The 13,319-nt window shown below is 63.1% G+C and carries 15 protein-coding genes; 6 read left to right on the forward strand and 9 right to left on the reverse strand.

Annotation, left to right across the window (positions count from 1 at the left end):
- Positions 1 to 27 precede the first annotated feature (27 nt).
- From coaD to BJI67_RS01135, 4 genes are all read right to left on the reverse strand, one after another.
- The gene (gene coaD / locus BJI67_RS01120; RefSeq protein WP_070071453.1) at positions 28 to 507 is read right to left on the reverse strand and encodes a pantetheine-phosphate adenylyltransferase; all 480 of its coding nucleotides are present in this window, start codon (positions 505 to 507) and stop codon (positions 28 to 30) included.
- A gap of 63 nt (positions 508 to 570) precedes the next feature.
- Positions 571 to 1,374, reverse strand: coding sequence for a divergent polysaccharide deacetylase family protein (locus tag BJI67_RS01125; RefSeq protein WP_070071454.1), 804 nt, complete (start codon positions 1,372 to 1,374; stop codon positions 571 to 573).
- An 11-nt stretch (positions 1,375 to 1,385) separates the two neighbouring features.
- Positions 1,386 to 2,717: a S41 family peptidase gene (locus BJI67_RS01130; protein WP_070071455.1), complete on the reverse strand. Its 1,332-nt coding sequence runs from the start codon at positions 2,715 to 2,717 to the stop codon at positions 1,386 to 1,388.
- A gap of 96 nt (positions 2,718 to 2,813) precedes the next feature.
- Complete coding sequence (locus BJI67_RS01135) at positions 2,814 to 3,989, reverse strand: murein hydrolase activator EnvC family protein (protein WP_070071456.1); 1,176 nt, start codon at positions 3,987 to 3,989, stop codon at positions 2,814 to 2,816.
- Between the two features lie 230 nt (positions 3,990 to 4,219).
- Here BJI67_RS01135 and BJI67_RS01140 point away from each other — a divergent pair, with 230 nt between their 5' ends.
- From BJI67_RS01140 to BJI67_RS01160, 5 genes are all read left to right on the forward strand, one after another.
- Positions 4,220 to 4,537: an ArsR/SmtB family transcription factor gene (locus tag BJI67_RS01140; RefSeq protein ID WP_070071457.1), complete on the forward strand. Its 318-nt coding sequence runs from the start codon at positions 4,220 to 4,222 to the stop codon at positions 4,535 to 4,537.
- Between the two features lie 54 nt (positions 4,538 to 4,591).
- The gene (locus tag BJI67_RS01145) at positions 4,592 to 5,017 is read left to right on the forward strand and encodes a rhodanese-like domain-containing protein (protein WP_070071458.1); all 426 of its coding nucleotides are present in this window, start codon (positions 4,592 to 4,594) and stop codon (positions 5,015 to 5,017) included.
- Positions 5,014 to 5,295 carry a glutaredoxin 3 gene (gene grxC / locus BJI67_RS01150; RefSeq protein WP_070071459.1) on the forward strand — a complete coding sequence of 94 codons (282 nt, stop codon included), beginning with the start codon at positions 5,014 to 5,016 and terminating at the stop codon, positions 5,293 to 5,295. The genes BJI67_RS01145 and grxC overlap by 4 nt, the downstream gene beginning before the upstream one ends.
- Before the next feature lie 113 nt (positions 5,296 to 5,408).
- Positions 5,409 to 5,888, forward strand: a complete 480-nt coding sequence (secB, locus tag BJI67_RS01155) for a protein-export chaperone SecB (protein WP_070071460.1) — start codon at positions 5,409 to 5,411, stop codon at positions 5,886 to 5,888.
- A 24-nt stretch (positions 5,889 to 5,912) separates the two neighbouring features.
- A complete protein-coding gene (locus BJI67_RS01160; RefSeq protein WP_070071461.1) occupies positions 5,913 to 6,968 on the forward strand; it encodes an NAD(P)H-dependent glycerol-3-phosphate dehydrogenase in 1,056 nt (351 codons plus the stop codon).
- On the opposite strand, the gene trmL is transcribed toward BJI67_RS01160, so the two are convergent.
- Entirely contained in the window at positions 6,941 to 7,405 is a 465-nt protein-coding gene (trmL, locus tag BJI67_RS01165; RefSeq protein ID WP_070071462.1) for a tRNA (uridine(34)/cytosine(34)/5-carboxymethylaminomethyluridine(34)-2'-O)-methyltransferase TrmL, read from the reverse strand. The two genes, BJI67_RS01160 and trmL, sit on opposite strands and share 28 nt — an antisense overlap.
- Between trmL and BJI67_RS01170 the strand changes: the two genes are divergently transcribed.
- A complete protein-coding gene (locus BJI67_RS01170; protein ID WP_070071463.1) occupies positions 7,404 to 8,369 on the forward strand; it encodes a dihydroorotate dehydrogenase in 966 nt (321 codons plus the stop codon). The two genes, trmL and BJI67_RS01170, sit on opposite strands and share 2 nt — an antisense overlap.
- 23 nt (positions 8,370 to 8,392) lie before the next feature.
- On the opposite strand, the gene ntrC is transcribed toward BJI67_RS01170, so the two are convergent.
- From ntrC to glnA, 4 genes are all read right to left on the reverse strand, one after another.
- Positions 8,393 to 9,832 (reverse strand): nitrogen regulation protein NR(I), encoded by a 1,440-nt coding sequence (ntrC, locus tag BJI67_RS01175; protein ID WP_070071464.1) that lies wholly within the window; start codon positions 9,830 to 9,832, stop codon positions 8,393 to 8,395.
- Positions 9,829 to 10,911 carry a nitrogen regulation protein NR(II) gene (gene glnL / locus BJI67_RS01180; protein ID WP_231940880.1) on the reverse strand — a complete coding sequence of 361 codons (1,083 nt, stop codon included), beginning with the start codon at positions 10,909 to 10,911 and terminating at the stop codon, positions 9,829 to 9,831. Before glnL ends, ntrC begins: the two co-directional genes overlap by 4 nt.
- Positions 10,912 to 11,106: 195 nt before the next feature.
- On the reverse strand, positions 11,107 to 11,658 hold the full coding sequence (locus BJI67_RS01185; RefSeq protein ID WP_070071465.1) for a DUF4124 domain-containing protein: 552 nt from the start codon (positions 11,656 to 11,658) through the stop codon (positions 11,107 to 11,109).
- A gap of 115 nt (positions 11,659 to 11,773) precedes the next feature.
- Positions 11,774 to 13,183, reverse strand: a complete 1,410-nt coding sequence (gene glnA / locus BJI67_RS01190) for a glutamate--ammonia ligase (RefSeq protein ID WP_070071466.1) — start codon at positions 13,181 to 13,183, stop codon at positions 11,774 to 11,776.
- Positions 13,184 to 13,319 lie beyond the last annotated feature (136 nt).

The raw sequence follows: 13,319 nt of genomic DNA on the forward strand, positions 1-13,319 counted from the left end.
CACGCTACTCTATAGTGTGAACAGGCCCTAGGTGAAGCGCGCCCGCAGGGCCTGTTCGACCGCCGGCGAGACGAAATCCGACACATCCCCGCCCAGCCGCGCGATCTCGCGCACCAGGCTGGAAGAGATGAAGCCGTAGGCCTCGTCCGGCGTGAGAAAGATGCTTTCGATATCGGGCGCGAGCTTGCGGTTCATGCTGGAAAGCTGGAATTCGTGCTCGAAGTCGGAGACCGCGCGCAGCCCGCGCAGGATCAGCGTCGCCTGCTGGGCATGTACGAAGTCCACCAGCAGGCCGCTGAATCCGGTCACCTCGACCCCGGGCACGTCCGCCAGCGCCTCGCGCGCGAGTTCTACGCGTTCGGTCAGGCTGAACGTGGTCTGCTTGCCGGTATCCGCGGCCACGCCGACCACGATGCGGCTGAACACGCGGCTGCCGCGACGGACGAGGTCCGTGTGTCCGTTGGTGATCGGGTCGAAGGTGCCGGGGTAGACGACGGCCAGGCTCATGGGTGCGCTCGCTGGAATCGGGTCGGCATCTTCATACACAGGCGACATCAGTGCAAGCCGGCTTCAACGCTTGGCGTAGGTGGCCGGCGCATTCGGAGCGTGCTCCCTGGCGCGGAGCAGGCCAGCGCTGCGCTGGCGGATCAGGGCGCTGACCTTGACCAGCCGGATGCCGGCCGCGGCCAGTTCCGGCAGGCGCGCGCGCAGCACGGCCATTGTGGATGGGTAAGGGTGACCGATGGCGATAGCGCTGCCGCGCTCGCGGGCGATGGCAATAGCCTGGTCGAGTTGCTTCTCGATGTAGGCGGGTTCGCGGACGTCATCCAGAAAGACGTCGCGGGCCGCGCTCGGGATGCCCGCCCGGCGCGCTTCCTCGAGTGCGGCGGAGCGTGGTGTGGTCAGGCTGTCGACGAAGAACAGTCCGCCCACGGAGCGGATATCCTGCATCAGCCAGGCCATGTCGCCCGCGTTCTGCGTCAACAGGCTGCCCATGTGGTTGTTGACCCCCGCCACGTGCGGGATGGCGGCCAGATCGGCGAGAAAGGTGCGGCGGATCTCGCTTTGGGTCATGTCCATGGTGAGTCCGCCGGGACCCAGCGCGTGGGGTTCGAGGCTTTGCATCGGCAGATGCAACATGATCTGCTTGCCGTTGCGGTAGGCGAGGCGGGCGAGCGGGACGGCGTAGGGCGTATCCGGCAGAAAGGCCAGGGTCACGGTGCCGGGCAGAGTGGCTGCCTGCTCCCCTAGCGGCTGGTCGTAGCCGACGTCGTCGATGATGATGGCGAGGTCGGCGGCAACCGCCGCGACTGGCCCGCACAGGGCCAGCGCGCCGGCGAGTAGGCCAATAAAGAGACGCGCGGCGCCGCGCATGGGTTGGCGCCCTAGCCGGCCGAACGGCCGTGGAAGCCCGCGCTCAGCACCAGGCTTTTCAGTACCGTCAGGGCTTCGTACAACTGGAAGTCGCTGCGTGCCAGCCCAGGATCGCCCTTGCCGTTGGCGCGCGGCTGCACCTTGCCGTCGGGGTTCGCGAGGTGACCTGAGAGGTCAGCCTCGCGCAGCGCCTTGAATCCTTCGGTCAGCGACTTGCCGACCGCCAGCGGTTCGACCACGATGTTCGGTTCGATGCCCTCGGCCTGAATCGAGTGCCCGTTGGGCGTGAAATAGAGTGCCGTGGTGAGCTTGACGGCCGTATCGCGCGACAGCGGCAGCACTGTCTGCACCGATCCCTTGCCGAAGGTACGGGTGCCGACGATCAGCGCGCGGTGGTTGTCCTTGAGTGCGCCGGAGACGATTTCCGCCGCCGAGGCGGTGCCGCCGTTGACCAGCACGACCATCGGGGCGCCATGCAGGATGTCGCCAGGGGTGGCGTCATAACGCAGGTCGGAGCCGGGCATGCGACCCTTGGTGTAGACGATCAGTCCCTTGTTGAGGAACGTGTCTGAAACGCCTACCGCGGCGTTGAGGACGCCGCCGGGGTTGTTGCGCAGATCGAGCACCAGGCCCTTGAGCGGTCCCTTGTTGTCGCGATCGAGCTGGTCGATGGCCTTTTTCAGGCTGGCGGGTGTGTTCGCCTGGAAGCTGGTGATGCGCACGTAGCCGTATCCCGGTTCCAGCATGCGGCTCTTGACGCTGTCGACGCGAATGACCTCGCGTTTGAGGGTGAAGTTGAGCGGCTTGTTCTCGCCCTCGCGCACGACCTCGAGCTTGACCTCGGTGCCGGGCTTGCCGCGCATCATCTTGACGGCCTTATCCAGTCCGATGCCCTGGACGGATTCGCCATTGATGCGGGTGATGATGTCGCCGGGCTTGATGCCGGCGCGCTGGGCGGGGGTGTCGTCGATCGGCGATATCACCTGAATGAAGCCGTCCTTGGTGCCGACCACGATGCCGAGACCGCCGAATTCGCCGGTGGTGTCGATCTGCAGCTGCTTGAAGGCATTGGCGTCGAGGTAGGCTGAGTGCGGATCGAGCCCGGAAAGCATCCCCTGGATGGCGTTATCGAGCAGCTCCTTGTCGCTGACCGGTTTCACATAATCCTGCTTGATGCGCTGGAATATCTCGCTAAAGGCTTGTAGTTCCTTGAGCGGCAGGGCGTCCTTCGGTTGCTGCGGTGCGGTGGCCGCGCTATCCGCCATCGCAGAAGACATGCCAAAGCCTGCACCCAGTGCCAGTGTCAGACACAGGGTGCTCAGGATTCGGGATCTGAACGTCATGCGGTCGCTCCAAGATTGGGTACCCCGGGGCTCGGCGGGGGCACGGTGGATTCTACCATCTAAGTTCTACCGGGAGTTGTCCGTAGACGATGCCACTCAGGGAGAGCCACTGCACCAGTGGCCCGGATCGAGCGGCCTGCCGTCCCGACGGATGGCAAAGTAGACGCCGCTTGTGCTCGCGCCGCCGCTGTCGCCCACGCTGGCTACGACCTCGCCCGCGCGAACCCAGGAGCCAACTGGCCGATAGATTGCCTGGTCGTGGCCGTACAGGGTCATGTAGCCGTGTCCGTGGTCGATGATCAGCAGCAGGCCGTATCCGCGTAGCCAGTCAGCGAACACCACGCGGCCGGCATCGACTGCTCGTATGGGTGTACCTTGCGCCGCGTGAATGAACGTACCCTGCCACCTGAGAACGCCGTCGCTGCCGTCTCTGGGCGAGCCGAAGCTGGCAAGGACGTGACCCGCTACCGGCCAGGGTAGCCGACCACGCATGCGGCCGAAGGGGGTGTGGTTCAGCGCATTGATCGAGGCGCTGTGAGCGACGGCTCTACTGATCGAGTCGACGACGTCCTGCAGGCGCTTGGCGTTCTGTTTAAGGTCCTGCAGGCGTGCCCGCTTGCTGCTGATCGTCCGGTCCAGGGCCGCCAGGGCCTGACGCCTCTGCGCTTCCGCCTGCGCGAGTTCGTGCTGGTGGCGGCGCTGCTGGTCCAGGGTGGCGCTCAATACGGCCGTTTCGCGCTTGAGTTCCTGCTGGGTCCGTACCAGTCCGGCGAGATTGCGCTTGGCGCCGGCGATTTCCCGCATGCGCGCACGGTTGAGGTAGTCGTAATACGTCAGCATGCGACTGAGTTCGCCCGGATCGTGTTGACTGAGTAATAGTTGCAGGCGTGGCTGGCGGCCGGTCCGGTAAGCCGCGACCACCTGCGCGCTGAGCGCGTCGATCTGGGTTCTGAGCCGGGTTTGCTGGGTCTGCGCGCGGGACATTAGCTGGTTCAGGCGCCCGCGCTGATCGATCAGCTGGGACTGGGTCTGCCGCAGCGCATCTTCCGCGGCGCCGATCGCCTGCTCGCTGCTGCGCAGCTGTGCCTCGATCCGCCCGCGCTGCCCCTGTGCGGCCTCGAGTTCACGGGTGACTTTCTGGATACGGTTCTGTATCGACTGCAACTGCTGGCGAGTCGCATCGCCATTGGCCCAGGCGGTATTCAGGCATAGCACCAGACTGGCCAGGCAGCTGATGAGCCTTGGGGTGGTATAAAAACGACTAGCCCGCATGGTTTATTCAGGGTAATAATTAAGGACTTGGTAATTTACCAACGCGACGCGCCCGGCGGGACGCCAGTATAACCGTCCCGGCCGACACCGGATATGGCGTTTTAGGACGCCGAACGCGTGGTGCGATGAAATCCTTGCGCACTGTGCCAGTTGCAAATCGGATTTATCGGAAGGTGCTAATATTAGATTGCGGTTATGTTGGCTGCCGCGCTACCTCAAAGGTTGGATGCATGGAAGTCGTAAATCACGAATTAATGACCCTGGACGAGGATATCGACCGCGCCTCACGTTCCCTCAAGGCCATGTCTCACCCGCTGCGTCTCAAGATTCTTTGCACCCTGGGCGATCAGGAAATCAGCGTGCAGGACATCGTTGACAGTGTGGGCACCTCGCAAAGCAATATTTCCCAGCATCTCGCGATTCTGCGCGACAAGGGTATTCTGGCTTCGCGAAAGGACGCTAATAAGGTGTTCTACCGGGTGAGTGATCGTCGGACGCTGAAGCTGATCGGTATGATGCAGGAAGTCTTTTGCAGTAGTGGCATCTGACCACGGTTGCATGGTCTATAGTGACTTCCCTGCCAATCGAGGTTTCACTGTCATATGCATGAATATCTAGATTTCGTCGTCAGCAACCCACTGCCGTTCGCGGTGCTCGTATTCATCCTGGCGATGATTGGGTGGACTGAGTTCTCGCGGATGACCAGCGGCGTCAAGCATCTGAGCGCAAGCGAAGTGGTGCAGTTGATGAACCGCGATGATGCAGTGATCCTGGACGTGCGTGACGACGCTGAAGTGCGCGAAGGCATGATCGGCAAGTCCAAGCACATTCCGTTATCGGCCCTCGGGCAGCGTCTCGCCGAGCTGGATAAACATCGCGAGAAGACGGTCATTGCCTATTGCCGCTCAGGCAATCGCTCCTCACAGGCCTGTCGTATGCTACGCAAGGCAGGGTTCCAGCGCGTAGTCAATCTGCGCGGAGGCATGCTGGCTTGGCGCGATGCCAATCTGCCGGTGCGCAAACGGTGAGCGCAGTAGCCGAGGTCATCCTTTATACCACCGAGTATTGCCCGTACTGCGTGCGTGCACGGTATCTGCTCGACGACAAGGGTGTGGCCTACCGAGACATCCGTATCGATGCGAGCCGCGACCTGCGTGCGGAGATGGAGCGGCGTAGCGGGCGTACCAGCGTACCGCAGATATTCATCGGCGACCGTCACATCGGCGGCTACGATGACATGGCGGCGCTTGACATGGCGGGTGAGCTGGACCCACTGCTCGCCGACATCGACGACGCGGCCGAATAGTCTCCGGCGGACATCCGCCACACCTGCCAGTTGCTCCAATAGACCGTTCGCGGTTCCGCGTGACGTCGCGAGCGATTACCATACGCACCCACACTCTTTGCCCGGGAAGAATCATGACCGACGAAAACAGCAGCGCCGAAGCCAGCGAACAGCAGTTTGGTATCCAGAAAATCTATCTCAAGGATGTTTCCTTCGAATCGCCTGATGCGCCGCAGGTGTTCACGCGCGAATGGCAGCCGGAGGCGGAAGTGCAGCTGAACGTCGGCCATCAGGTGCTGGATGCGGGGGTTTGGGAAGTCGAGCTGCAAGTCACGGTCACAGCCCGTTCCGGCGAGCGAGTGATCTATCTGGTCGAGATCAAACAGGCAGGCGTGTTTACCGCACAGAACATTCCTGAAGAACACATGGGTCACCTGCTCGGCAGCTACTGCCCCAACCTGCTCTTCCCGTTCGCACGCGAAGCGGTTTCCGATCTGGTTACCAAGGGTGGTTTCCCGCAGCTGCTGCTCGCGCCGATCAACTTCGACGCGCTGTACATGCAGCAGCTCGAGCAGCAGGGTGCTGCCAACGAGGCGGCCAGTACCAGCCACTAAACGGTGCAGGCCTCTTCTAGCCCGATGCGGCAAGACGACGCGCCACTCGCGGTACTCGGTGCCGGCTCCTGGGGCACGGCCATCGCCGTGCTGTTGGCCGGTAACGGGCGCGAATGTCTGCTGTGGAGCCGCGACGCCGCACATGCCGCACGGATGGCGGAAAGCCGCCGAAACGAACGCTATCTGGGCGACGTCATACTCCCGCACGGTCTTCGACCCACGGCGGATCTCGACGCGGTGCTCGGGGAAGCGGCGGATATCGTGATCGCAGTGCCGAGTGCCGCCTTCACCGATTTCGTCAGTGGCATCGCGCTGCGGCTGCGTGCTTCGGCTCGTGTCGCCTGGCTGACCAAGGGGTTGGACCGCAGCGGTGCCGATACGCTCGACCAAGTGATTGCCCGGCATCTGGGCGAAGCCCGGCCTCGTGCGGTGATCTCCGGGCCCAGTTTTGCCGCCGAGGTGGCGCACGGCCAGCCGACTGCGGTTACCGTGGCCTCCCCTGAGCCGGCCTTCGCCGAGGAGGTGGCCGGCTGGTTGCGCAATCCGCTGTTTCGCGTCTACACCAGCGACGACATCCTCGGCGTGGAGCTCGGTGGCGCGTTGAAGAACGTGCTGGCCATAGCGGTCGGCATTTCCGACGGGCTGGGTTTCGGTGCCAATGCGCGCGCGGCGCTGATCACGCGCGGGCTGGCGGAACTGATGCGCCTGTTTCATGCCGCCGGCGCCAGGCCGGAAACCCTGATGGGGCTATCCGGCCTGGGCGATCTGGTGTTGACCTGCACCGACGACCAGTCGCGCAACCGGCGGCTTGGACTGGCGCTGGGGCGCGGGGAGACGCTGGAAGCTGCGCTGGCTGGCATCGGTCGGGTGGTCGAAGGCGTCACAACCTCCCGGACGGTGATGCAGGTGGCCGAACGCTACGGCGTGGAGCTGCCGATCTGCGAGCAGGTCTACCGCGTCATCCACCAGGGGCTGCCGGCACAGCGAGCGGTACAGGCGCTGCTTGCGCGCGACCCGAGGCCCGAGCTCGGCGCTTCTTTCGGCGAACTGCCTCAGAGGCCACCGGCGAAGCCGTTCTGACGCCAAGCCTCGAACACGGTTACCGCCACGCTGTTGGATAGGTTCAGGCTGCGGCTGTGCGGCAGCATGGGCAGGCGCAGCCGGCGTTCAGGTGAGTAGTTGTCGAGTACGTGTTGCGGCAGTCCGCGGGTTTCCGGGCCGAAGACGAAGGCGTCTCCCGGTTTGAACAGCGTGTCCGCAAGATGGCCTGTGCCGCGCGTGCTCATCGCGAAGCTGCGTGCCGGGCGTGCCGCTTCTGCGAACTCCTCCAGGCTGTCATACTCGCGGACCTCGGCCCACTCATGGTAATCCAATCCTGCGCGACGCAGGCGGCGGTCGTCGAGGACGAAGCCGAGCGGCCGGATCAGATGCAGATGGCAGCCGGTGTTGGCGCACAGGCGGATCACATTACCCGTGTTGGGCGGGATTTCGGGTTGATAGAGGACGACGTGGAACATGAGCGAGCGTATTAACGACCCCAGATTGGCGGTGGATTTTTGCGGCTTGAAGCTGGCCACGCCGTTGGTGCTGCTGTCGGGCTGCGTCGGCTTCGGCGAAGAATACACGCGCGTGTCGGGCTACTCCAACCGCGACGCCGGGGCGGTCTGCCTGAAGGGCACCACCCAGGCGCCGCGACTGGGCAATCCGGCGCACCGGGTGTACGAGACGCCGGCCGGCATGCTCAATGCGATCGGGCTGCAGAATCCGGGGGGCGACCGCGTGGTGGACGAAATTCTGCCGACCCTGGATTTCAACGAGACGCGATTTATCGCCAACGTCTCGGGTTCCACCGTGGAGGAATACGAGGCGGTGACCCGGCGTTTCGACGACTCGCCCATCGACGCCATCGAGATCAACATTTCCTGCCCCAACGTCAAGGAAGGCGGCGTCGCCTTCGGCAACGATCCGGACATGTCTGCGCGTGTGGTTGAGGCCTGTCGGCGCGCGACGGACAAGCCGCTCATCACCAAGCTTTCACCCAATCAGACGGATATTGCGGAGAACGCGCGCCGCTGTATCGAAGCCGGCACCGATGGCTTCTCCGCCATCAACACGCTGATGGGGATGGCCGTCGACATTCATGCCCGACGTCCCTACATCGGCAACAATCAAGGCGGTCTGTCGGGACCCGCAATCAAGCCGATTGCGTTGCTCAAGGTGAATCAGGTGTATCAGGTAGCGCGCCGTCACGGCGTGCCGATCATCGGCCAGGGCGGGGTAGCCAGTGCGGAGGACGCGATCGAGTTTCTGCTGGCTGGCGCAACCACCGTGGGCGTGGGTACCGCCCTCTTCTACGACCCTCTGATACTGCCTAAGATCAATGCCGGTCTGCTGGCTTATCTCGACCGCTATGGACATTCCAGCGTCAGCGAGCTGACCGGTGCGATGGTGCCGAATGGGGCGTCCAGCGCCTGCACCTGAGCAGACGCGGACTTGCGGCGTGCTCAGTCGCCGTCGTCCTCGTGGCCGTCTTCGTCGCCCACGGCCATGCCGAGTTCCTTGATCTTGCGCGTCAGCGTATTGCGACCCCATCCGAGCAGCTTCGAGGCGTCCTGACGGCGACCGCCGGTACGTCTGAGCGCGACCTCGATCAGAATTCTCTCCATGCGCGGCGTGGCCATGTCGAGCAGCGGCTGTTCGTTGAGTGCCGCCTGGCGTTCGGCCCAGCGCGTCAACGGGTCCTCCCAGTCCAGCCCGCCCTCCTCGGCGTTGATCTGACGCAGTTCGGGCGGCAGGTCCTCAAGATGGATCTCATTGCCCGAGGCCATCACGGTGAGCCAGCGGCAGGTGTTTTCTAGTTCGCGCACGTTGCCCGGCCACTGGTAGCGGCGCAGATAGTCACTGACTTCCTGGCGTGGCGTCTTCGGGCTGGTCTGCAGTTCGTCCGCTGCTTGTTTGAGGAAGTGGTCGAGCAGCAGCGGAATATCCTCGTTGCGCTCGCGCAGCGGTGGAATGCGGATGCGGATCACGTTCAGGCGGTGGAACAGATCCTCGCGGAATAAGCCTTCCTTGACGCGTTTCTCCAAATCCTGGTGCGTGGCCGCGATGATGCGCACGTCGACGTGGATCGGCGTGTGTCCGCCGACGCGGTAGAACTCGCCGTCGGCCAGCACGCGCAGCAGCCGGGTCTGCAGTTCCGCGGGCATGTCGCCGATCTCGTCGAGGAACAGCGTGCCGCCGTCGGCCTGCTCGAAGCGGCCGCGACGTTGCGTTTGCGCACCGGTGAAGGCGCCGCGTTCGTGACCGAAGAGCTCGGATTCCAGGAGGTCGCGTGGGATGGCTGCTGTGTTGAGGGCGATGTACGGGCCGGCCGAACGCGGGCTGTGGCGATGCAGCGCGCGCGCGACCAGTTCCTTGCCGGTCCCGGATTCACCGGTGATCAGCACGGTGATGTTCGAGCGGGCCAGTCGGCCAATGGCGCGGAACACCTCCTGCATGGCGGGCGCCTCGCCGAGAATCTCGGGGGTTTCCTCGCGCGAGGTGTCGATGCCGCCGGCCGGCGACTGCTGGCGGGCGCGCTGACAGGCGCGACGGGCGAGCTCGACTGCCTCGTCCACGTCGAAGGGCTTGGGCAGGTATTCGAAGGCGCCGCCCTGATACGCGGCGACCGCGGCATCCAGGTCGGAATGCGCGGTGATGATGATGACGGGGATTTCCTGGTACTGGTTGCGCAGGCGATCGAGCAGGGCGAGGCCGTCCTGGCCGGGCATGCGGATGTCGCTGATGATCACGCGAGGCCGCTGCACCTCCAGTTGGCGCAATACCGATTCGGCATCCTCGAAGGCGGCGACCTCGAAGCCCGCCCCGCCCAGGGCGCGTTCCAGCACCCAACGGATCGAACGGTCGTCGTCGACGACCCAGATCGTGTCCTTGGTTTCGGTCATGTGTCGTTCCCCAGAGGGAGCAGTATGGTGAATTGTGTGTGCCCGGGCCGAGATTGACATTCGATCAATCCTCCGTGCTGGGTGATCAGTGATTGCGAGATGGCAAGCCCCAGACCGGTGCCGTCAGGGCGGCCTGAGACCATGGGGTAGAAGATACGGTCGAGCATGCCTTCGGGCACGCCGGGGCCGTCGTCCACGATATGAATCACAGCGACGAGGCGGTGGCGTTCGTTGCCGATCGTATGGTTGCGGGTGATCCGCGTGCGGAGAAGAATTTCACCCGAGTCGCCTACCGCATGCGCGGCGTTCTGCACGATGTTGAGTACCGCCTGGAAGATCATGTCGCGGTCGAAGGTCAGTTCGGGAATGCTGGGGTCGTAATCGGTAGTCAGCTCGATTCCGGGTGGCAGGTCGACGTTGACCAGTTGCCGTGCACGTTCCAGGACTTCATGTATGTTGCCCAAGCCCATACGCGGCCGGCTGTTGGGGCCCAGCATGCGGTCGACCAGCGAGCGCAGGCGATCTGCCTCGGCGACGATGATGCGTGTGTACTCGCGCAGATCATCCGCGATGAGCTCGCGCTCCAGCAGCTGCGCTGCACCGCGCAGACCGCTCAGCGGGTTCTTGATCTCGTGCGCCAGGCCGCGAAGCAGCTCGCGTGCCGTGGATTGTTGGCTGAGTAGCCGCTTCTCGCGGGTGATGCGCAACTGGCGGTCGATGTGGCTGAGTTCGAGCATCACGCCATCGACCTGCTCACCGATGATCCATGGGGTGATCGTACAGTCGACATTGGTCTGACGGTGACCAGGCAGATGCAGCAGTTTCTCGCGTTCGGTCAGCGGGTGGGCGGTTGCGACGGCCTCGCGCAGGGCATCGATGAACGTCTCGTCTCCAGGGAACAGCAATTCTGCCGGACTGCCGATGACGTTCTGTGCGCTGTGTTCGAGCAGCATCTCACCCGCGGGGTTCAGCCTGCGCAGAATCAGCCCGCTATCGAAATAGAGAATCGCGGTGGTCAGGTTGTCGAGTATCTCGGCTTCTGTCGGAACCATGCGCAGGGGTAGCTTCAGTATCTTCATCAACGCTGTGGTAAGCAAAAAGTGCGCCGTGGTGCTTCCCGCAAGGCGATGCGGGTCAGCGGTATGCTAGAGGGGCATTATGCACAATGTTGGTGCGATTCAGTGCAATCGCTCGCCTTGGGGGCTTTCGGTGTGCGTATGGGCGTGATGATGGTGCAAAGCGCGACATAGCTTGCCGCGAGGCTGGATGTGAATCTATGGATGAATCGTTGCCTTGGGCGGATGGAACAGTATGGAATGGCGCAGTACGGTAAAGCTGACACCCTGGGAGCGTATAGCCGTTAACCCCGTCTGGGTGACGACGGCGGCATAGGCGGTGTGCGTGCCGCGGTTAACGTTATTTAGCGGGATTTGTGTCGAAGTGCCGCTGTAGACCTCTACGCCGTCCATAAACAGATGAATGCGATCGCCTGGCAGCAATGTCGGGGTCAGGTTGAGCGAGATACTGATGTCACCGTTGTTGGCGCGAATGGCCTGTCCATTGGTAGGCGATGTGATCGTAAGCGATCGATAGACGGGTGTCTGGCGTTGCGTGCGGGATGTGGCCGGGGGGGCTGATGGCGCTGAAGTCTGCGGTGCTGGGACAGTAATCAGCGAGTTGTTCAGTTGGAGTACCTGTGCCTTGCCGTTAGTCGGCGGGGTGTCGGAGAAGACCACGTTGCCTTGGGCATTGATCCAGCGATAGATCGTCGCCTGTGCCGAGGCGGCGAATAGCAACAGGCACAGCATGACGGCGAGGCGCTTCATCGGGCAACAGGATAGGCTGACGCGGGGCTGGCTCGCAAGTGATCCAGGGCCAGTTGGCGGGGATAAAAAAACGCCCCCGGACCGGGGGCGTTCGCAAGGCGACGAGCGGTGAGGCTCAGATGCTGTAGTACATGTCGAACTCGATGGGGTGGGTGGTCATCCGCAGGCGGGTGACTTCCTCCATCTTGAGTTCAATATAGGCGTCGATGGCGTCGTCCGTGAACACGCCACCTGCCGTCAGGAAGGCGCGATCCTCGTCGAGCGCACGCAGCGCCTGATCGAAGGCGTAGCAGACCTGAGGAATCTTCTTCTCCTCTTCGGGCGGCAGGTCGTACAGGTTCTTGTCCATGGCATCGCCAGGATGGATCTTGTTCTGGATGCCGTCCAGGCCCGCCATCATCATCGCGGCGAAGGCCAGGTAGGGGTTGCCGGTCGAATCGGGGAAGCGAACCTCGATGCGGCGCGCCTTCGGGCTGGAGACCCACGGAATACGGATCGAGGCCGAACGGTTGCGGGCCGAGTAGGCGAGCATGACCGGCGCTTCGAAGCCGGGGACCAGGCGCTTGTAGCTGTTGGTCGAGGCGTTGGTGATGGCGTTGATCGCCTTCGCGTGCTTGATGATGCCGCCGATGTAGAACAGCGCGGTCTCGGATAGGCCGCCGTACAGATCGCCGGCAAACAGGTTCACACCGTCCTTGGCGAGCGACTGGTGAACGTGCATGCCGTTGCCGTTGTCGCCGACCAGGGGCTTCGGCATGAAGGTGGCGGTCTTGCCGTAGTTGTGGGCGACGTTATGCACCACGTACTTGAGGACCTGATTCCAGTCGGCGCGCTTGACCAGGGTGTTGAACTGGGTGCCGATCTCGCACTGACCGGCGGTGGCCACCTCATGGTGGTGTACTTCGGTCGGCACGCCCATTTCCTCGAGGACCAGGCACATGGCCGAACGCAAGTCCTGCAGGGAGTCGACCGGGGGCACCGGGAAGTAGCCGCCCTTCACGCCGGGACGGTGACCCACGTTGCCTTCCTCGAACACCTTCTCGGAGTTCCAGCCTGCTTCATCGGAGTCGATCTTGTAGAACGCGCCCTGCATGCTCGCGCCCCAGCGAATATCGTCAAATACGAAGAATTCGGGCTCGGGACCGAAATAGGCGGTGTCGGCGATACCGGTGGACTTGAGATAGGCCTCTGCACGCTTGGCGATGGAACGCGGGTCGCGTTCGTAACCCTGCATGGTGGCGGGTTCGATGATGTCGCAGCGCAGGATCAGGGTGGTTTCGTTGAAAAAGGGATCGATAACGGCGGTATCGGCCTCGGGCATCAGGATCATGTCGGAGGCCTCGATGCCCTTCCAGCCGGCGATCGAGGAGCCGTCGAACATCTTGCCATCCTCGAATAGAGACTCGTCGATCGTGTGCGCCGGCACGCTCACGTGCTGTTCCTTGCCTCGGGTGTCGGTAAAGCGGAAATCGACGTATTTGACGTCGTGTTCCTTCATCATGTTGAGAACGTCATTCGGGGACATGCTGATAGGCTCCTCACGCGTGGTTCGATTAGATGTATTGCAGACTCATTGCTCTGTTGCCGGCCGAGCGCCCGCCGTTTAATGCGAAATTCATAAGCACAAAAAATGCCAAATTCTAGGTGGGTGCATGCGGCCG

The organism is Acidihalobacter aeolianus (assembly GCF_001753165.1).
GTDB classification, from domain to species: Bacteria; Pseudomonadota; Gammaproteobacteria; order DSM-5130; family Acidihalobacteraceae; genus Acidihalobacter; species Acidihalobacter aeolianus.